The organism is Rossellomorea marisflavi (assembly GCF_022170785.1).
Taxonomy (GTDB): domain Bacteria; phylum Bacillota; class Bacilli; order Bacillales; family Bacillaceae_B; genus Rossellomorea; species Rossellomorea marisflavi_B.
Map to the genome: position 1 here is coordinate 2,060,359 of NZ_CP081870.1, position 18,340 is coordinate 2,078,698.

The following is an 18,340-nucleotide window of genomic DNA, read 5'->3' on the forward strand; positions in this document are numbered from 1 at the left end:
TAAGAAGGTTTTTTGATGTAAATAGGATTAAAGGAGAGGTCACGATGAGCCGACATATTGAAACATTACTGGTGCAGGCGGGGAACAGAAAGGATGCAGGAACAGGTGCTGTCAGTCTCCCCATCCACTTATCGACAGCGTATGAACATAAGGGCATCGGGCAGTCGACGGGCTTCGATTATTCCCGTACGGGGAATCCAACGAGAAGTGCATTGGAAGAAATCCTTGCGCAACTGGAAGGGGGACAGAAAGCATATGCCTTCTCATCCGGCATGGCTGCGGTCCACGCCGTTCTATCGCTATTTCAAAGCGGGGACGAACTGGTCGTTTCCAAAGATCTTTATGGGGGGAGCTACAGGCTGTTTAAGCAATACGAAGCACAGTATGGGATGAAATTCCGCTTTGTGGATACAGCATGCATCGAAGAAGTGGAAGCATCTGTCACGCCATCCACGAAGGGGATATTCGTAGAGACTCCGACGAATCCCCTGATGAATGAAGCACCGATCCGGGAAATCAGCAGGGTGGCAAGGAAACATGATGTCCTGCTCATTGTGGACAATACCTTTTATACCCCGGTCATTCAGAGGCCGATTGAAGAGGGTGCTCATATCGTCGTCCATAGTGCAACGAAGTATCTTGGAGGTCATAACGATGTCCTCGCCGGTGTAGTGGTGGTCGACTCAGAATCTCTGGCCGACCGAATCTATACGGTTCAGAATTCTATCGGTGCCACTCTTGCACCATTGGACTGTTGGCTCTTGATAAGAGGAATGAAGACGCTTGGCTTGAGGATGAAACAGCACGAATCAAATGCGAAACAAATTGCTTCGTATCTTGAAAGTCACCCGTCCATCACTGATGTCCTGTATACAGGGAAAGGCGGAATGCTTTCGTTCCGTCTGAGGAAAGAGGAGTGGGTCGGGCCGTTCCTGGAGCGCCTGGAGTTGATTACATTCGCTGAAAGTCTTGGGGGAGTGGAGAGTTTCATCACATACCCGGCTACCCAGACGCACGCGGATATTCCCGAAGAAGAACGGATCGCTCTCGGAATATGCAACCGGCTACTACGATTTTCAGTGGGAATCGAAAATGCAGACGATCTGATTCAAGACCTTGAGCAAGTTTTGACGAATCTGGAGAAAGAGGTGTTTTTATATGAGTGATAAAAAGGAGTTCAGCATCCAGACATCCCTCATCCACAGTAATGGAGTGGATAAAGAGACCGGCGCCGTCAGTACGCCGATTCATCATGCGACCACATTCCACCAATCGGATTTTGATCAGTATGGAAACTATGATTACAGCCGTTCGGGTAATCCCACTCGTGAGAAAGTCGAAGAAGCCATCGCGGAACTTGAGGGCGGTGTAAGAGGGTTTGCTTTTTCATCGGGTATGGCAGCCATTTCTACTAGCTTCCTTTTGTTATCAGGCGGAGACCATGTCCTGGTATCTGAAGAGGTGTACGGAGGCACGTATAGGATGATCACGGAAGTATTGACCAAATTCGGGATCGAGTACTCATTCGTCGACATGAAAGATCTTCACGAAGTCGCCTGCGCCATTCGCCCGAATACTAAGGTGATCTATATGGAGACCCCCTCCAATCCGCTGCTCAATATCACCGATATTGAAGGGGTCGTCAAGCTTGCTAAAGCCCATGGGTGTATGACGTTCCTTGATAATACATTCATGACGCCCCTCCTCCAAAGACCGCTCAGTCTCGGAGTGGATGTGGTCCTTCACAGTGCCACAAAGTTCCTTGCCGGCCACAGTGATGTCTTGGCCGGACTCGCCGTCACAGGAGATGAAGAGATTGCCAAAAAGCTCGCATTTTTGCAGAATTCCTTTGGGGCAGTCCTTGGTGTCCAGGACTGCTGGCTGTTGCTTCGCGGGATGAAGACTCTTCATGTGAGATTGAAAGAGTCGTCCGAATCAGCCTTTAAGATTGCCAGATTCCTTGAGAAAAGGGGTGAAGTGGAGCATGTATATTATCCGGGCCTCACGTATCACCAGGGTCATGAAATCCAAGTAAGGCAGGCCGAAGGGCCCGGAGCGGTGCTTTCCTTCCGGCTCAAGGGAGCAGATGAAGTAAAGCAGCTCATCGACCATATCCATATTCCGGTATTTGCTGTGAGCCTGGGGGCAGTGGAGTCGATTTTATCCTATCCTTCAAGGATGTCGCATGCTTCCATGCCTCGTGAAGAAAGGGAAAGAAGAGGGATCACCGATGGTCTTCTCAGACTTTCGGTAGGGCTGGAAAATGTCGATGAACTGATTGGGGATCTTTCCAAAGGTCTGGATGCCATTGCATCAAACAAACCGTCAAAGATCATTAACTTATAGGAGGGATGGAACAAAATGAGAGCTTTATTGGATGCACTATCTGAAAACATACTGATTGCGGATGGTGCGGTCGGAACCCTCCTATACTCGTATGGGGTGGACCGATGTTTTGAAGAATTGAATCTTTCCCATCCTGAAGAAATCATCAATGTGCATAAGCAATATATAGATGCAGGCGCCGATATTATCCAGACCAATACGTATGGTGCGAATTATGCGAAACTTTCCAGATACGGTCTTCAAGATCAGGTGAAAGAGATCAATGAAGCAGCCGTACGACTGGCGAAAAAGGCAGCCGGGCAAGGAACGTATATCCTCGGGACCATCGGGGGGATCCGGGCCATCAATCAGCATATCAGCATTGAAGAAGTGAAAAGGGGCTTTAGAGAACAACTATACTGCTTGCTCCTTGAAGGGGTTGATGGGATCCTCCTCGAAACCTATTACGACTTTGAAGAGCTCAAAACTGTTTTGCAAATCGTGAAGAAAGAAACCAATCTGCCGGTCATCGCACAGGTATCCATGCATGAAACCGGAGTATTGCAAAACGGGATGGATATAAAGGACGCCCTTGGGGAATTGGAACTCCTCGGTGCCGATATTGTCGGAATCAACTGCCGGATGGGTCCTTTCCATATGGTAAAGTCCCTGGAGGGAGTTCCTTTGCCCAAGTCGTCCTTTTTGTCGGTCTATCCGAACGCAAGTCTTCCAAACTATGAGGAAGGTCGTTTTTACTATGCGGCAGAGCCTGACTACTTTGGAGACATAAGCAATGAATTGCGCCTCCAGGGTGCCAGAATCATCGGGGGCTGTTGCGGAACGACACCCGCCCATATAAAAGCCGTAAAGGAACGGTTGATATCAAGAGAACCGATAAAAGAAAAAAAGGTGATAACGCAAGAGCTGATTAAGCTCAAAGATCCCCATATTCAAAAAAACCTCCTCCATAGAAAGGTAAAGGAGAAAAAAACGCTCATTGTTGAACTGGATCCCCCGAAGCATCTCGACACCGGATTGTTCTTCCAAGGAGCAAAAGCGTTAAAAGAAGAGGGAATCGATGCGATAACCCTTGCGGATAATCCACTTGCTTCCCCCAGGGTCAGCAATGATGCAATGGGAACCCTTGTCCAACAAAAATTTGGCCTTGATCCCCTTGTGCATATCACTTGCCGTGACCGTAATCTCATCGGCCTGCAATCCCACTTAATGGGCCTGCATACCCTTGGTATTCATAATATTCTGGCGATAACGGGCGATCCCGCAAAGATTGGTGATTTTCCAGGTGCTGCCTCGGTATACGATCTTTCCTCGATCGAACTGATCGAGCTCATCAAGCAAAATAATGACGGATTATCTTTTTCTGGTAAATCGCTGAGACAACGGACGAATTTTTCTGTCGGTGCAGCCTTCAATCCTAACTTCAGGCATTTGGATGCTTCCGTAAAGCGTCTCGAGAAAAAACAGCACGCCGGAGCGGACTATTTCATTTCACAACCGGTTTTCAGTTGTGAACACCTCGTACAAATTGCAGAAGCGACCAGTCATTTACAAGCGCCATTATTCATCGGAATCATGCCATTAATCAGTTCGCGCAATGCCGAATTCCTTCATCATGAGGTCCCGGGGATCAAGGTGCCGGATGAAGCACGGAAATTGATGAAAGAAGCAGAGGGGGATCCGCTACAATCCAGGGCGGTGGGCATGGAAATTGCGAAGGAATTAGTGGAAACGGCAATGGAACTGTTCAACGGTTTGTACATCATCACTCCGTTCATGCGCTATGATATGAGCATTGAGTTGATCAGGCATGCCAATTTGATTGAAAAGGAAAAGAGGGAAGTACCATATGACCACAACATTGTTTGAACAACAGCTCAAGAAGAATATCATGATTCTTGACGGAGCGATGGGCACGATGCTTCAGCAAGCGAATCTCTCTCCGGGTGATTTCGGTGGGGAAGATCTTGACGGATGTAATGAACATCTGGTATTGACGGCACCAGACGTCATCACCCATATTCATTCTGAATACTTGCGTGCAGGTGCGGATATTGTAGAGACCAATACATTCGGAGGGACCCCTGTCGTTTTGGAAGAATACGGAATCGGACATAAGGCGTATGAGATCAACCGTGTGGCTGCAGAACTTGCAAGGAAGGCAGTAGACGCATTCAGCACGCCAGATTGGCCAAGATTCGTTGCCGGAGCGATGGGGCCGACCACGAAAACGTTATCTGTCACGGGCGGGATCACATTCGATGAACTGGCCGATGATTACAAAGTTCAGGCAGAAGGCCTACTTGCTGGTGGAGTGGATGTCCTTCTCCTCGAAACGAGTCAGGACGCCCTGAACGTCAAGGCGGCAAACTTAGGGATCAGACAGGCCTTTTCCACTGCAGGTAGAGAAATCCCGATCCTTCTTTCCGGTACCATCGAGCCTATGGGCACGACGCTTGCGGGTCAGAATATCGAAGCGTTCTATTTATCACTAGAGCATTTGAATCCCCTTGTAGTGGGTTTGAATTGCGCAACGGGACCAGAATTCATGACCGATCACCTGAGGACGCTCTCGGGACTTTCATCCTCGTATGTGAGCTGCTACCCAAACGCAGGGCTTCCTGATGAAGAAGGCCATTACAACGAAACTCCTGCATCTTTAAGCGTCAAGATGAGAGGATTTGCAGAAAAAGGCTGGTTGAATCTTGTGGGAGGTTGTTGCGGTACGACACCAGAACACATCCGTGCCATTCGTGAAGCAGTGAAGGATCTGCCACCGCGACTACCGGAAGAGATCCATCCCCACGCGGTATCTGGCATCGAGCCATTTATCTACGACGATCCCGATAATCGCCCCATCTTGGTAGGGGAAAGAACCAATGTTATCGGGTCAAGAAAATTCAAAAGGTTGATTTCAGAAGGGAAGATCGAAGAAGCATCGGAAGTCGCCCGTGCACAGGTGAAGAATGGGGCGCAGGTAATCGATATTTGTCTTGCCGACCCTGACCGTGATGAAGCTGAAGATATGAACATTTTCATCCAGGAAGCTGTTAAAAAAGTGAAGGTTCCCCTCGTTATCGATTCAACGGATGAAGAAGTGATAGAGGGCGCCCTCCGGTTCATACAAGGGAAGGTGATCATCAATTCAGTCAATCTTGAGGATGGGGAAGAGCGTTTTGAAAAGGTGGCTGGACTTGTGAAAAAATACGGAGCAGCCATAGTGGTGGGAACGATTGATGAGGAAGGCATGGCCGTCAGTGCAGAGCGCAAGGTGGAGATTGCACAGCGCTCACACAAGCTTTTGACCGGTAAATACGGTATCCGTTCAGAAGATATTATATTCGATCCCCTCGTATTCCCTGTAGGTACAGGGGACGAACAGTATATCGGTTCTGCTTCAGCCACGATCGAAGGGATCAGGAGGATCAAAGAAGTGCTCCCTGAGTGCCCCCATATTCTCGGTGTAAGCAATGTGTCCTTCGGGCTCCCGCCTGTGGGGAGGGAAGTCCTGAATGCTGTTTATCTTTATCATTGTACGAAGGCAGGACTGGACTACGCCATCGTCAATACGGAAAAACTCGAACGATTTGCATCCATTCCCGAAGAAGAGGTGAAGATGGCGGAACGGTTGCTTTTTGATACGACCGATGCCAACCTTGCAGAATTCACTGCCTTCTACCGAGGTAAGAAGAAAGAATCGAAGGTCCCCGTCAATACCATGACCCTTGAAGAGAGGCTTGGACACTATGTAGTGGAGGGCACAAAAGAAGGACTTTTGCCGGATCTGGAAGAAGCACTACAAACATATGACTCGCCCCTATCCATCATAAATGGCCCTTTGATGGCAGGCATGAGTGAAGTGGGAAGGCTCTTCAACGACAATCAACTCATAGTTGCAGAAGTCCTGCAGAGTGCAGAAGTGATGAAAGCATCTGTAGCCTTCCTTGAACCCCACATGGAGCAAAGCGAATCTTCATCTTCTAAAGGAAAGGTCATCCTTGCCACTGTGAAAGGGGATGTACATGATATTGGTAAGAATCTTGTTGACATCATCCTCAGTAACAACGGGTATGAGGTGCATGACCTCGGGATCAAAGTGGCGCCTCAGGAGCTCATTGAGGTCATAAAAAAAGAAAAACCCGACATCGTCGGTTTATCGGGACTCCTTGTGAAATCAGCTCAGCAGATGGTCATTACTGCCCATGATATGATGCAAACTGGAATCGATGTTCCCATCGTCGTCGGAGGGGCCGCTCTTACCCGCAAATTCACCTCTACGAAAATTGCCAAAGAATATGCCGGCCTGGTGTTATATGCCAAGGATGCCATGGATGGTCTCAGCATCATGAATGGTATTCAAGATGTGGATAAAAGAAAAGAGCTGGAACAAAAACGGTCACTGGACCTCGCTGCACATACTGAACCGGTTGCCATAAAAGAGGAGGAAGGCGGGGGTCTCGCGATAAAGGTCCGTTCGGAGGTATCAACCGACGTCGAGGTCTTCATCCCGTCAGACTATAACGATCATATTATCCGGGAATTTTCACTCGATCATATCCGTCCATATATCAATGAGCAGATGCTTCTCGGCCACCACCTCGGAATTAAAGGGAAAATTACAAGACTTCTGGCTGAAGGAGACGAGCGGACGGTTGGACTTAAGAAAATGGTTGATGATTTATTTTTAAAAGCGAAAGAGGACGGACTGATCCAAGCGTCTGCTCTCTATCGGTTCTTCCCGGCACAGGCATCAGGGGAGGACGTTCTGATTTATGATCCCGAAGATCATCAGAAGGTCATCGAAACATTCCATTTCCCTAGACAAAAAGGGAATCAGCATCTTTGCCTTTCAGATTACTTGAGGCCGGTTGAAAGTGGAGAGATGGACTACGTAGGCTTCTTTGCCGTCACAGCAGGATATGGAATCCGGAAGTGGGCCAAAAAACTAAAGGAGGAAGGAAGATTCCTCGAAAGCCACGCCCTCCAAGCGTTAGCACTGGAAACCGCTGAAGGTTTGGCGGAGAGAGTTCATGAAATGATGAGAAGCAGATGGGGGTTCCCCGACCCAGTCGATATGAGCATGCAAGATCGATTCAGGACAAAGTATCAGGGACAAAGATTTTCTTTTGGTTATCCCGCTTGTCCCGATCTGGAAGATCAGAGCAAGCTTTTCAAACTGATCCAGCCCGAGCGCATCGGCATCCACCTCACCGATGGATGCATGATGGAACCCGAAGCATCCGTCACTGCCATGGTATTCGCCCATCCGGAAGCGCGATATTTTAATGTCCTATAGAAAAAACAACGGAAATCCTTTAAAGGATTTCCGTTGTTTTATGTACAAATGTAAAACCCATTTCCTGAAGCGCGATGGCGATGGTCGGCTTCACTTCCAACGATGAAAAATCAATGCCCATTTGAACAGCTGTTTGAGCGACTTCCGGCCTGATTCCTGATAAAACGATGTCCACACCGATGAGGTTGAGTGCGGAAATGATCCGGAAAAGCTGTTGAGCCACCATTGTGTCAACGATTGCTACGCCTGATAAGTCGATGAATAGAAGGTCCAGCTCTTTTTTTAAACTGTCCTCGAGAGAATGGGTGAGGATTGCTTTAGCCCGGTGAGTGTCAATGTCCCCGATCAAAGGGAGGATGCCGACTTTTGGAGCTACTTCAATGATCGGGCTGCTCAACTCACTGATCAAATCCTGTTGACCCGACAAAATCCGGTCGGAATGGATTTCAAAAGTGCCGAGGAACACATCGGCCACTTTGTCGAATATTCGGTTGACCCCTATCAACCATTCCAGGAAGACAGGGTCTGCTACGAATGCATCAGGTAGGGTTTCCTTTACCTTATCAACAAAGTTGCGCTTGAACCTATTCAGCTCGTGAATTTCCAAACGGTGTGGCCTTAAGAGACCCAGTCTTTCATCGACTGCTTTTTCAGCCCAAGCAATAATTTTCTCATCGGACGGCAAAGGCGTGGAACGAAGAAGAAGGATGAACTCGATCAGTCCCTCCTTCAGTTTGTCGCTTTGAGGTGAACCTTTTGCCCACTCCTCGGCGATCTGATCGCACAATTCAAGGGTGAGGTGTTGATGGATGAGGTTTGTGTCCATATGTCTCTCGCTTTCGTATAGAGTTCGATCTCTCGTTATCTATACCCGTCGGGGGAATAAATAAACACAATATAATTGTAATTTTTAAATAGGGAATATAGTCTTTCGTGAAGGTAAATAGGGGTCAGTGGGATGTCAGATTCTTTTTGGGAAGTCTTAGAAAATCAGGTGATTGATACGATGATTCCATGATGATCAAAATTTTTTCTTCTGAAAAACCGCTGATCATCGCGAGGTTTTCAAGGGTGGGTGCTAATTCCAGCGACTTACAAAATCGGCAGGCGCTTTGGATGGCCAATAATTCGATATAGTGTCTCGACAGCTTCTCTTTCAATTGTTTCATCCCCCTTCATTGGATTGGCCGTCTTCAGGATGGAGATCTACCCCGATGCAGGAAGGAAAGGTATCATCAAACACCATACAGGGATTCGTTTAAATATTCAATCTATTATCTCTATTATATACTTTATAATTGGAATTGTAGAGAAGTATTTTCAAATTCTCTCGGTTTTAAAAAAAATTTGTCGAAAGTTCAATGTCAGGCTAGTATTAAAGAGTTTGATGCTGGTAAAATGTGAAAGACTTCAGATATACTAATATCATCAAACCGGTTAGTTTAATGAACCTGCAGGGTAGAGGATAAAAGCCGCAATGCTTATATAGTTCATACATACACGATTAGGGAGATCCCCCGGTCGCTGCAAAAGGTTTCAGGAAGAGCTGCCTTAAAGGAGGAGCACCATGCCAAGCAATCAGGATTTTTACGAATTTTTAATCGAGAGGGCAAAACAGTTAACGGACGACTGGTATAATTCACTTGATAAAAGCAATACATCCGGGGTGTATTCCTCATCGAATCCGCAAGTAATCGAAAATCTTAAAAATCAAAATTTCGAATTCCATGGAATTCTTTGCAGTATTTTTATTAAAGAGCGACTTGAGTTCGAACACGATCTGGATGAATGGATTCTATCGATTGCAAAAGACAAAGAACACATCGACACGCCGAATCATCATATCCTAAAAGAGTTTGTCAGGGTAAGGGAGCAATACCTCGGCTTTTTACAAGAATTCAAAGATAGGTGGTCCTCTGAAGAAGACGGATTTGATGTTTTTAATGAATGGTGGAAACTGTTGGTTCAATCGTTCGATCACGCAATGGTCCGCTTCGTAGAAATGCAGACGGCCGTAGTGAATAAACAGCTCCAGGCTCAGCAGGAAGTCATAAATGAGCTGAGTTCTCCTGTGATCAAGCTGAATGATCAGACTGCCCTGCTTCCACTTGTGGGCAATATCGAACCCACGAGAGCTGAGTATATTCTTGAAAGTGCCCTTGAACAATGCGTCGAGAAGGGTGTCTCTCAACTATTTATCGATTTATCGGGAGTGGTACTGATCGACACGATGGTGGCGCATCAGCTGTTCAATCTCATGGACGCTCTTCAGCTCATAGGTGTCAAACCCATTCTGTCCGGACTCCGGCCTGAAATCGCCCAGACAGCCGTTCAGTTGGGATTGAAATTTGATAATCTCACCATCACCTCCACCCTTTCCCAAGCGCTAAACAGGCTCTGAAAATGGTTGAAATTAGAGAAAGCAATTCTGCTTTCTCTTTATTTTGACTTCTGATATCTTGAATTAAAGATAATTTTCGGTTATACTTTTACTAAAAGGAGGGGACAACATGGAGGTAAAAGCAATCAAAGGACATCACCATGTGTCAGCCATCACAGCGAACGCGCGCAAAAACCTGGATTTTTATACTGGTGTTCTCGGCATGAGGTTAGTCAAGAAAACAGTAAATCAGGATGATCCATCGGTGTATCATCTTTTTTATGCAGATGAACGTGGGAACCCCGGTACGGATTTTACTTTTTTTGAAATACCTCCTGCGGCCAGGACCCATTACGGCACGAATAGTATATCTATGACCTCCCTTAGGGTAAAGGATGATCAAGCGCTGGCTTATTGGGAAGATCGATTTAGACAGCTTGGGGTTGATCATGAAAGCATTTCAGTCTTTACCGGGCGTGCGTCGATTTCCTTTCGGGATCCCGAAGGTCAGAGATTGATGCTCGTTTCGGATGAAGAAAATACGGGTGTCTCTGGAGGAATCCCATGGGAAAAGGCGTCAGTGCCTGCTCGCTTTGGCATCACCGGTCTCGGGCCGGTCCAGCTGACGGTATCGAGGAGTGAACGGACAGCCCGGGTGTTAACCGAAATCCTTGGATATAGGGAAACAAGGTCATTTCCTTCCACGGTGGATGGTCAAGAGGATATAAGGGTATTCGAAACAGGGGAAGGGGGAACGGGTAGTGAAATTTTCCTGGAAGAACGTAAGGACCTCCCAGGTGAAAGACCGGGGCGAGGCAGCGTTCACCATCTGGCACTGAGGGTGGAAGATGAAGCGGAACTACGTAAATGGGTGGAACGCATCGACAAGTCTGGATATGCGAACTCGGGATTCGTTGACAGGTACTACTTCAAGTCCCTTTACTTCCGTGATCCAAATGGGATCTTATTTGAACTGGCGACGGACGGACCGGGATTTGACCAAGACGAAGGACTTGAATCGCTGGGGGAATCACTGGCACTTCCCCCGCATCTTGAACCAAGACGCAATGAGATTGAACAGTCATTAAAACCTTTATCCTAAGGAGGATGAGACCATGAAACATATTTATCAAAAAGGGACGAAAGAAAATGCACCGACACTTCTGCTATTGCATGGAACAGGAGGGGACGAGCGGGACTTATTGCCTCTCGCTGATATGATTGACCCCGGCGCATCTGTTCTCAGCGTGAAGGGGAATGTCAGTGAAAACGGGATGCCAAGATTCTTCGCACGGCTCGCAGAGGGGGTTTTTGACGAAAAGGATCTCGTTTTCAGGACAAAGGAATTGAAAGACTTTATTGATCATAGCGCGGAAGAGTATGGGTTCGATCGGAATCAGGTGGTCGCTATCGGATATTCGAACGGAGCGAACATCGCAGGAAGCATGATCTATCATCATGAAGATTCTCTTGCGGGCGCGATCCTTTTTCATGCCATGGTACCGAGAAGAGGAGTAGCAATTCCCGCACTTGAAAAACTACCAGTCTTCATCGGCGCAGGCACAGTGGATCCGATCATCCCTAAGCCGGAAACGGAAGAGCTGGTCCGGAACTTGAGGGAATCAGGTGCAGATGTAACCGACTACTGGACAAATGGCGGTCATGAGCTTAGGAGAGATGAAGTGGAAGAGGCATCCCGTTGGTTCCATGACCATTTCGTTAAATAGGAGTACAGTCGGGATTCCATCTATCCCCCGGCCTATTGTAGTGGTACAATCTAAGAAGAGGGTATCATTGTAGGAGGCTTCAATAGATATGCAAAAATGTGAAAAATGCGGTCGGTCATTCCGTTGGAAAGATGTTTTATTTTCCATTTGGCAATCCTATCAACCGATTACATGCAGTCATTGCAACACCAAACATACTATCAACTTCACTTCGAAATTCATCGTTTCCTTTATGGTTCTGCTCCTGGCGCTGGTGGTCATTTTTTATTTGGCTCCCGCCAATGGTTGGTCAAAACCAGCCACATTCGGAGTCGCACTGGTCGTGGTTTTCTGTATCACTTTCACACTTCCGACCTTTGTACGTTACGAGGTTCCCACAACTAAACGATAGCAACAAGGTGCTTCTTACGAGAAGCGCCTTTTTTATTTGAAGTAACTGATACGAATACATGTAGGGAAAAAGATAACACTATAGAAAAAGGATAAAGGAGCACTCCCCATGAGCATCAAAGATATTCAACTCACAACGGCTGAGATTGCTGCCCTTTGGACCACATATATGAAATGTACGGCGATGGATTGCTTTTACCAGCATTTCCTCATACATATGGAGGATGACGCCATAAGGGATATTCTCGTTCAACACGCAGAGGCCAATACAGGGTGGATCCAGGAGTTAAAGACCATATTCGAATGTGAAGGGTTTCCTGTGCCTAAGGGATTTTCATCTGGTGATGTAGATCTGACTGTCCCGCCTCTCTTCACCGATATCTTCGTATTGAGCTTTGTGTACAGAGGAGGGCAAGTGACCAACGAACATTTCACTTCCTTGCTAGAGACCGTGGCTCGAGCCGATGTGCTGTCCTTTTTTGAGAATTCGTTGGCAAAAAGTGTGAAGCTCTATAAGTCATCGTTGAATCTTATGCTTGAAAAAGGTGTGTATGACCGTCCTCCGAAGATCCCCTATCCGGATCGTGTTGGGTTTGTAAAAGAGAACCCTTCCTTGATCGGTCAGATTCTTGGTGAAAACCGGCCGTTAAATGTACTCGAATTGAGCGAACTGTTTTTCATCATTGAGCGTAACTGCATCGGCCTTGTCCTATTAAAGGGTTTCCTGCAGGTCGTAAAGGACCGGGAAGTAAGTGACTATTTGAAAAAAGGGAAGAAGCTCAGTGAAAAACAGATCACCGCGTTCAACAAGATCATTATGGAAGATGATGCATTCCCGACGTATCCGGTAACAATGGAAGTAACGAATTCCACTGAATCACCATTTTCCGATAAGCTTCTTGTGTTCTTCATTACAAGCTCGAATGCAGTGGGACTAAGTACGATGTGTCACGCCATTACCATGTCCACAAGAAAGGACCTCGGAGTACAATTCGCCATGTTCGTGACCGAGATATTAAAGTTTGGGTCTACTGGATTGGATCTATTCGTAAGAAGAGGATGGATGGAAGAGCCGCCGCAAAAGAAAAAATAATCGGAATGATTGGTTCAACCCTCTTTCAGTGGAAAGGGGGTTTTATGCTACTATAAATATATCCGGTCCATCTTGAAACCCTACTTGATGCGCAGAGTGATTGAGCCTCATTCAGATTTCGCATCAGGCTGGACAGATGCACATCATACATATCTGGGGGAGCTGTCATGCTGGTAATCATCTATCCATTTAAATTATTCTCTGTTTCCCATATCACCGCGATCTTGTTGACACTTGTCGGAATCCTGTTCCTATTCCTGGTCCGTAACAAAATAGGACACAAAGGAAAAAGGGTCCTTAAAATCTGTCTTATCGCCAGTCTATTCCTATCTGAATTGACGTTCCAATTGTGGTATCTCATCAAAGGGGAATGGACAATTGAAACGAATCTTCCTTTCCAGCTATGCTCTCTGTCGATTTACCTTTGTGTGATCATGCTATTGACCAAAAGCTACAGGCTATTTGAGGTAACCTACTTTGCAAGCATGGCGGGTGCGCTCATTGCCATGATTACTCCCGAGCTTTTTTATGGTTTTCCTCATATAAGGTACTTTCAATTCTTCATTGCCCATGCGGCAATCATTCTGTCTGCCTTCTACATGATCTGGATGGAAGGATTCCACGTCAGATTCACTTCCGTTTTAAGGGCGTTTATTTCCCTCAACGCCATCGCAGTGGTGGTGTACTTCATCGATCGGGTCACGGGCGCCAATTATATGTTCCTTGCGCATAAACCATACAATTTAAGTCCGATCGACTACCTGGGTCCGTATCCGTGGTATCTCCTATCTTTGGAATTTGTTTCTTTTTTTGTTTTTCTGCTTTTGTACCAACCTTTCTTTCTTTATAATAAAAGGTGAATTTGTTAAAATAGGAAACTTTTTCTTTTACTCTTCGTCTACTATTATGTAAAGAAAGGCGTTAAATCATGAATTTTATCATCGGAATCACTGTAGTGGTTCTTTCCTACTTAGCAGGGGGGATCATGGGTGCCCACTATTCGGTACGGGGATCTGGCGTTGATATTCGGCAGGAAGGAAGCGGAAACGTCGGGGCCACCAATGCTCTAAGGGTCTCAGGCAGAAAGGCATTTGTCCTGGCTGTGATCGTGGATATCGCAAAAGTAATTGCCACCTTATTCATTGTGAGTGCAATGACAGACGGAAATATGTATTTGATTGGTTCGTCATTCTTTTTAATAATCGGTCACTTGTTCCCCTTTCAACTGGGATTTCACGGAGGGAAAGGGGTGGTCGTCTACTTGGCTGCCTCCTTATTTTTATCCCCTCTCGCCATTGCCGGTTTCATCATGTTGATGGGGATAGGCTATTTCGCTTTGAGGAAATACAAGGTCGCAGGCTTCATCGCCATGACCTCCATACCCGTCACTTCCTATTTGAAGGGTGACCCCACAGAGATATCGCTCTCATTGGCAGGACTATTCATAGTGGTAATGCTCATGCATTTGAAACCATCACATCATGTAAAAGCGTAGGAGGTAATCAGAATGGAAAGCCATTCTCTCGTCTATAAAGTGGCAACTGAAAAAGAAGAGATGGAGCAGATTAACCGGTTGAATTATCGTACATTCGTAGAAGAAATTCCTCAGCACACATCCAATGAGGAGAAGGCCCTCGTGGACCGTTTCCATGACGAGAATACATATATCATTGCCAAATGGGGCAGTGAGGTTGTGGGCATGATCGCCCTTAGGAGCAATCGCCCTTACTCCCTTGACGGCAAGATCGAGGATCTAGATCGATTCTTACCAAAGGGTTCAAGCACCTGTGAAATCCGCCTTCTATCGGTGAAAGAAGAATTCAGGAGTACAAGGGTCTTCTTTTCCCTTTGCGATCAGCTCGTAACTCATTGTCTCGACCATGGATATGATATGGCCCTCATATCGGGTACCGTGAGACAGCTGAAACTCTATAAGAGAATGGGATTCATTCCCTTTGGTGAACGGGTTGGAAGTGGGGATGCCGTCTATCAGCCTATGTATCTTACTAAAGAAAGCTTTGAATCATCGACAAAAGCATTCATCCGGATGATGGAACGAAAGAACCGTGTGAGGGAGCTGTCATTTCTTCCTGGCCCTGTGCCCATGAGAAAGAAGGTTATGGATGCTTTCGAGGATGCGACGGTATCCCATCGTAATATAGAATTCATTGAGAACATGGACGAAGTCTGCTTGAAATTGAAGAAACTTGTAAATGCAAACCATGTACAGGTTGCGGTAGGTACGGGCACTCTGTCTAATGATATGGTAGCTGCCCAGCTTTCAACCCTTCCCGGACCAGGTTTGATTTTATCGAACGGTGAATTTGGATACCGTCTTCAGGATCATGCAGACCGCTTTGGTCTGGAGTACACCACCATTTCGAAAGAGTGGGGACAACCAATCTCGTCTGAAGAAGTGGAAGGGATTCTGAAGCAGAATAGTGAAATCAAATGGATATGGACGGTACACTGTGAAACATCGACAGGGTTTGTCTATGATGTGGAGAGTCTCTCTGACCTGTCGGTGGGTTATGGTGTACACCTGTGCATCGACGCGTGCAGTTCGGTCGGAATCATTCCCTCGGATTTCGGCCGTGCATACCTTGCCACCACTGTGAGCGGCAAGGGGATCGGGGCTTATCCAGGACTTGCGATCGTATTCCACCGAGACCCGATCGAACCCGACAAACGTCTCCCGCGTTATCTGGACATTGGCCAGTACGATAAGAATGCAAGCATCCCCTTTACTCACTCTTCCAACCTGGTGAACGCCCTGAATACGGCGCTGGATGGGGTGGATACAGCTTCCAGGCCAATAAGAATGGAACAGCTGAGGCGCCATTTGATCAGCGAAGGTTACCAAGTGATGGGTGAAGACACCTATTCACCGGGAATCGTTACGGTGGCATTACCAGCGGAAATCCCTTCAAGGGAATTTGGGGATAAATGCCGGAAGAGGGGGTTGATCCTGAGTTATGAAAGCGACTACCTCATGAAGCGGAATTGGATTCAGCTTGCCCTGATGGGAAGTTATCAGGAATCTGAAATCAACGAAGCTCTTGGTCGGATCAAGTCATGCATGGATACGTATCACAGGGAGTTTGTTTCCCATGGGTGATCGAAAGAGTACGATAAATGATTGGAAGTTTACCTTCATCCCGGTTCTCATCCCGGGATTCGCTTTATGGATCAAGGCCGTCATCGTGCTTTTCGTCGGTTTTTCCCTGCACATCGACAATCTCCATGATGCACTGCTTGTGCTCATCAATCCGATCGCATCGATTCTCCTCCTCTTGGGAGTAAGCTTTTACTTCACTAAAAAAATCAGTCGCATCACCATCTTTATCGTCATGATCATTGCGAGTGGAATTCTGTATGGAGACCTTCTTTATTACCGATTTTACTCCGATTATGTGACGGTACCTATCCTGTTTCAGTTCAAGAACGTTGGAGGCATCGGACCCAGTACATTCGAATTGATCAGCGGCTGGGACATCCTCTTCTTCCTGGATCTGATTGTGGTCGGTGTTTATCTCTGGAAGACTCGGGCTATGAGGGTGGATGTTCAAAGGAAGCAAAAAGCAGGGTACATCCTTGGGAGTGTCCTCGTTTTACTTGTCACGATCGGAATCGGTCTGCTGAAGTCGCCCTATATGTTCGCTGAATCCTATGATAGGGAGCAGATGGTGAAGGCGATCGGCCCTTATAATTATCATCTTTATGACATTGGCATCGCAGCAGGCAAGCCGTTTTCAAGGACACTTGCCACTAAGGCAGATACAAAGGAAACCATTCGTTACATCGACTCCACCGACAAAGAAGAATCCGACTTGTTCGGAATTGCAAAAGGCAAAAATCTTGTTCTGGTCAGTATGGAATCCACCCAGAATTTCGTGATCGGTCAAAAGGTTAATGGAAAAGAGATTACTCCCTTTCTCAATTCGTTGATCGAGGATAGCTTTTATTTCAGTCAAATCTATGATCAAACGGCCCAAGGAAAAACCTCTGATTCAGAATTCATGGTGGATAATGGATTATATCCCCTTGCCAGCGGGTCTACCTTCGTGCAACGACCTGAAAATACCTATAGGGCCCTATCGCACCTTTTGGATGAACAGGAGGATTACTACACGGCTGTTTTCCACGGGAACGATAAAACTTTCTGGAATCGGGACAAGATGTACGAAGCACTGGGTTATGACCGATTCTATTCCAAAGACGAATATGAAGTAACGGATGATAATTCCGTGAATTACGGCATCAAAGATATTCCATTCTTTCAACAGTCCATGGATTATGTAGAAGATCTTCCTCAACCTTTTTACGCCAGGTTCCTCATGCTCACGAATCACTTTCCGTTTCTTCTTGATGAAGAGGATCAATTCATAGAAGAAGCGGATACGAGTGAAGGAGTAGTCAATCGCTATGTGACGACCGTAAGATATGAAGACGAAGCGATCAAGAATCTCATTGAGGATTTCAAGAAGAAGGGACTCTACGATGACACAGTCTTTGTTTTTTACGGTGATCATTATGGAATCTCCGAAAAGTATGAAACGGGTGCCTTCGAACTCCTTGGTATGGAGGACACCGTCATCAATCATATGAAGCTTCAACAGGTGCCTCTCATCATCCACGTTTCGGGTGAGGAAGGACGAACAATCGATACGCTTGGGGGAGAAATCGATATCAGACCGACGATTCTTCATTTAATGGGGATCGAATCACAGTCGAATCTGTCTTTCGGGCATAATCTCTTCACCAGGGTGGAAAATCACCCGGTGATCTTTAGGAATGGTGATTTTATCACTGAAAAATTCCTTTACAAAAACAACGTTTGCTACAATAGGAAATCTGAAGAAAGCGAAAACACGAGCAAATGTGATCCTTACAAAGAAATTGTAAGGAAGGAACTTGGGCTATCTGATGATATTATCTATGGTGATCTGCTGCGGTTCATAAAAGCGGAATAACGTATAAAGCTCTTTCCAATGTGGAGAGAGCTTTTACTATATTACTGGACTTTGTGCATATGATAGGGGAAGTGGCTCATTCGAAGCAAAACATCACAATCTTGTTTTCATGTTAGCGTGACTTTTACTCCTTATAGT

At 46.4% G+C, this 18,340-nt stretch carries 15 protein-coding genes; 13 read left to right on the top strand and 2 right to left on the bottom strand.

Annotated elements, in window-relative coordinates:
- Positions 1–44: 44 nt before the first annotated feature.
- The 4 genes from K6T23_RS10830 to metH are packed head-to-tail and all read left to right on the top strand — an operon-like array spanning position 45 to position 7,639.
- Positions 45–1,166 (top strand): methionine biosynthesis PLP-dependent protein, encoded by a 1,122-nt coding sequence (locus tag K6T23_RS10830; RefSeq protein ID WP_238284319.1) that lies wholly within the window; start codon positions 45–47, stop codon positions 1,164–1,166.
- The gene (metC, locus tag K6T23_RS10835) at positions 1,159–2,346 is read left to right on the top strand and encodes a cystathionine beta-lyase (protein WP_056536870.1); all 1,188 of its coding nucleotides are present in this window, start codon (positions 1,159–1,161) and stop codon (positions 2,344–2,346) included. Before K6T23_RS10830 ends, metC begins: the two co-directional genes overlap by 8 nt.
- 15 nt (positions 2,347–2,361) lie before the next feature.
- A complete protein-coding gene (locus tag K6T23_RS10840; protein WP_238284320.1) occupies positions 2,362–4,212 on the top strand; it encodes a bifunctional homocysteine S-methyltransferase/methylenetetrahydrofolate reductase in 1,851 nt (616 codons plus the stop codon).
- Positions 4,193–7,639 (top strand): methionine synthase, encoded by a 3,447-nt coding sequence (gene metH / locus K6T23_RS10845; RefSeq protein ID WP_238284321.1) that lies wholly within the window; start codon positions 4,193–4,195, stop codon positions 7,637–7,639. Before K6T23_RS10840 ends, metH begins: the two co-directional genes overlap by 20 nt.
- Before the next feature lie 19 nt (positions 7,640–7,658).
- Here the strand turns inward: metH and K6T23_RS10850 are convergent, their stop codons facing one another.
- The gene (locus K6T23_RS10850) at positions 7,659–8,465 is read right to left on the bottom strand and encodes an STAS domain-containing protein (protein ID WP_238284322.1); all 807 of its coding nucleotides are present in this window, start codon (positions 8,463–8,465) and stop codon (positions 7,659–7,661) included.
- 124 nt (positions 8,466–8,589) lie between these two features.
- The gene (locus tag K6T23_RS10855) at positions 8,590–8,808 is read right to left on the bottom strand and encodes a hypothetical protein (RefSeq protein ID WP_142245918.1); all 219 of its coding nucleotides are present in this window, start codon (positions 8,806–8,808) and stop codon (positions 8,590–8,592) included.
- A 398-nt stretch (positions 8,809–9,206) separates the two neighbouring features.
- Between K6T23_RS10855 and K6T23_RS10860 the strand changes: the two genes are divergently transcribed.
- The 9 genes from K6T23_RS10860 (at position 9,207) to K6T23_RS10895 (ending at position 18,202) form a co-directional block, all read left to right on the top strand.
- Positions 9,207–10,040, top strand: a complete 834-nt coding sequence (locus K6T23_RS10860; RefSeq protein WP_148985321.1) for an STAS domain-containing protein — start codon at positions 9,207–9,209, stop codon at positions 10,038–10,040.
- A 109-nt stretch (positions 10,041–10,149) separates the two neighbouring features.
- Positions 10,150–11,121, top strand: coding sequence for a ring-cleaving dioxygenase (locus K6T23_RS10865; RefSeq protein WP_148985320.1), 972 nt, complete (start codon positions 10,150–10,152; stop codon positions 11,119–11,121).
- Positions 11,122–11,134: 13 nt separating this feature from the next.
- Positions 11,135–11,746 carry an alpha/beta hydrolase gene (locus K6T23_RS10870; protein WP_056536849.1) on the top strand — a complete coding sequence of 204 codons (612 nt, stop codon included), beginning with the start codon at positions 11,135–11,137 and terminating at the stop codon, positions 11,744–11,746.
- An 88-nt stretch (positions 11,747–11,834) separates the two neighbouring features.
- Entirely contained in the window at positions 11,835–12,137 is a 303-nt protein-coding gene (locus K6T23_RS22380) for a TIGR04104 family putative zinc finger protein (protein WP_148985319.1), read from the top strand.
- A gap of 108 nt (positions 12,138–12,245) precedes the next feature.
- Positions 12,246–13,229, top strand: a complete 984-nt coding sequence (locus K6T23_RS10875; RefSeq protein WP_056536843.1) for a DUF3231 family protein — start codon at positions 12,246–12,248, stop codon at positions 13,227–13,229.
- 167 nt (positions 13,230–13,396) lie between these two features.
- Positions 13,397–14,089: a YwaF family protein gene (locus tag K6T23_RS10880; RefSeq protein WP_238284323.1), complete on the top strand. Its 693-nt coding sequence runs from the start codon at positions 13,397–13,399 to the stop codon at positions 14,087–14,089.
- 68 nt (positions 14,090–14,157) lie between these two features.
- A complete protein-coding gene (locus tag K6T23_RS10885) occupies positions 14,158–14,724 on the top strand; it encodes a glycerol-3-phosphate acyltransferase (RefSeq protein WP_148985317.1) in 567 nt (188 codons plus the stop codon).
- A 12-nt stretch (positions 14,725–14,736) separates the two neighbouring features.
- Positions 14,737–16,347 (top strand): GNAT family N-acetyltransferase, encoded by a 1,611-nt coding sequence (locus K6T23_RS10890; protein ID WP_148985316.1) that lies wholly within the window; start codon positions 14,737–14,739, stop codon positions 16,345–16,347.
- Positions 16,340–18,202, top strand: coding sequence for an LTA synthase family protein (locus K6T23_RS10895; protein WP_238284324.1), 1,863 nt, complete (start codon positions 16,340–16,342; stop codon positions 18,200–18,202). Before K6T23_RS10890 ends, K6T23_RS10895 begins: the two co-directional genes overlap by 8 nt.
- Positions 18,203–18,340: the final 138 nt, after the last annotated feature.

Excerpts from the sequence above, each read along its gene's own strand:
- K6T23_RS10830 (WP_238284319.1), top strand. The coding sequence starts at position 45 with ATGAGCCGACATATTGAAACATTACTGGTGCAGGCGGGGAACAGAAAG.
- metC (WP_056536870.1), top strand. The coding sequence starts at position 1,159 with ATGAGTGATAAAAAGGAGTTCAGCATCCAGACATCCCTCATCCACAGT.
- K6T23_RS10840 (WP_238284320.1), top strand. The coding sequence starts at position 2,362 with ATGAGAGCTTTATTGGATGCACTATCTGAAAACATACTGATTGCGGAT.
- metH (WP_238284321.1), top strand. The coding sequence starts at position 4,193 with ATGACCACAACATTGTTTGAACAACAGCTCAAGAAGAATATCATGATT.
- K6T23_RS10850 (WP_238284322.1), bottom strand. The coding sequence starts at position 8,465 with ATGGACACAAACCTCATCCATCAACACCTCACCCTTGAATTGTGCGAT.
- K6T23_RS10855 (WP_142245918.1), bottom strand. The coding sequence starts at position 8,808 with ATGAAACAATTGAAAGAGAAGCTGTCGAGACACTATATCGAATTATTG.
- K6T23_RS10860 (WP_148985321.1), top strand. The coding sequence starts at position 9,207 with ATGCCAAGCAATCAGGATTTTTACGAATTTTTAATCGAGAGGGCAAAA.
- K6T23_RS10865 (WP_148985320.1), top strand. The coding sequence starts at position 10,150 with ATGGAGGTAAAAGCAATCAAAGGACATCACCATGTGTCAGCCATCACA.
- K6T23_RS10870 (WP_056536849.1), top strand. The coding sequence starts at position 11,135 with ATGAAACATATTTATCAAAAAGGGACGAAAGAAAATGCACCGACACTT.
- K6T23_RS22380 (WP_148985319.1), top strand. The coding sequence starts at position 11,835 with ATGCAAAAATGTGAAAAATGCGGTCGGTCATTCCGTTGGAAAGATGTT.
- K6T23_RS10875 (WP_056536843.1), top strand. The coding sequence starts at position 12,246 with ATGAGCATCAAAGATATTCAACTCACAACGGCTGAGATTGCTGCCCTT.
- K6T23_RS10880 (WP_238284323.1), top strand. The coding sequence starts at position 13,397 with ATGCTGGTAATCATCTATCCATTTAAATTATTCTCTGTTTCCCATATC.
- K6T23_RS10885 (WP_148985317.1), top strand. The coding sequence starts at position 14,158 with ATGAATTTTATCATCGGAATCACTGTAGTGGTTCTTTCCTACTTAGCA.
- K6T23_RS10890 (WP_148985316.1), top strand. The coding sequence starts at position 14,737 with ATGGAAAGCCATTCTCTCGTCTATAAAGTGGCAACTGAAAAAGAAGAG.
- K6T23_RS10895 (WP_238284324.1), top strand. The coding sequence starts at position 16,340 with ATGGGTGATCGAAAGAGTACGATAAATGATTGGAAGTTTACCTTCATC.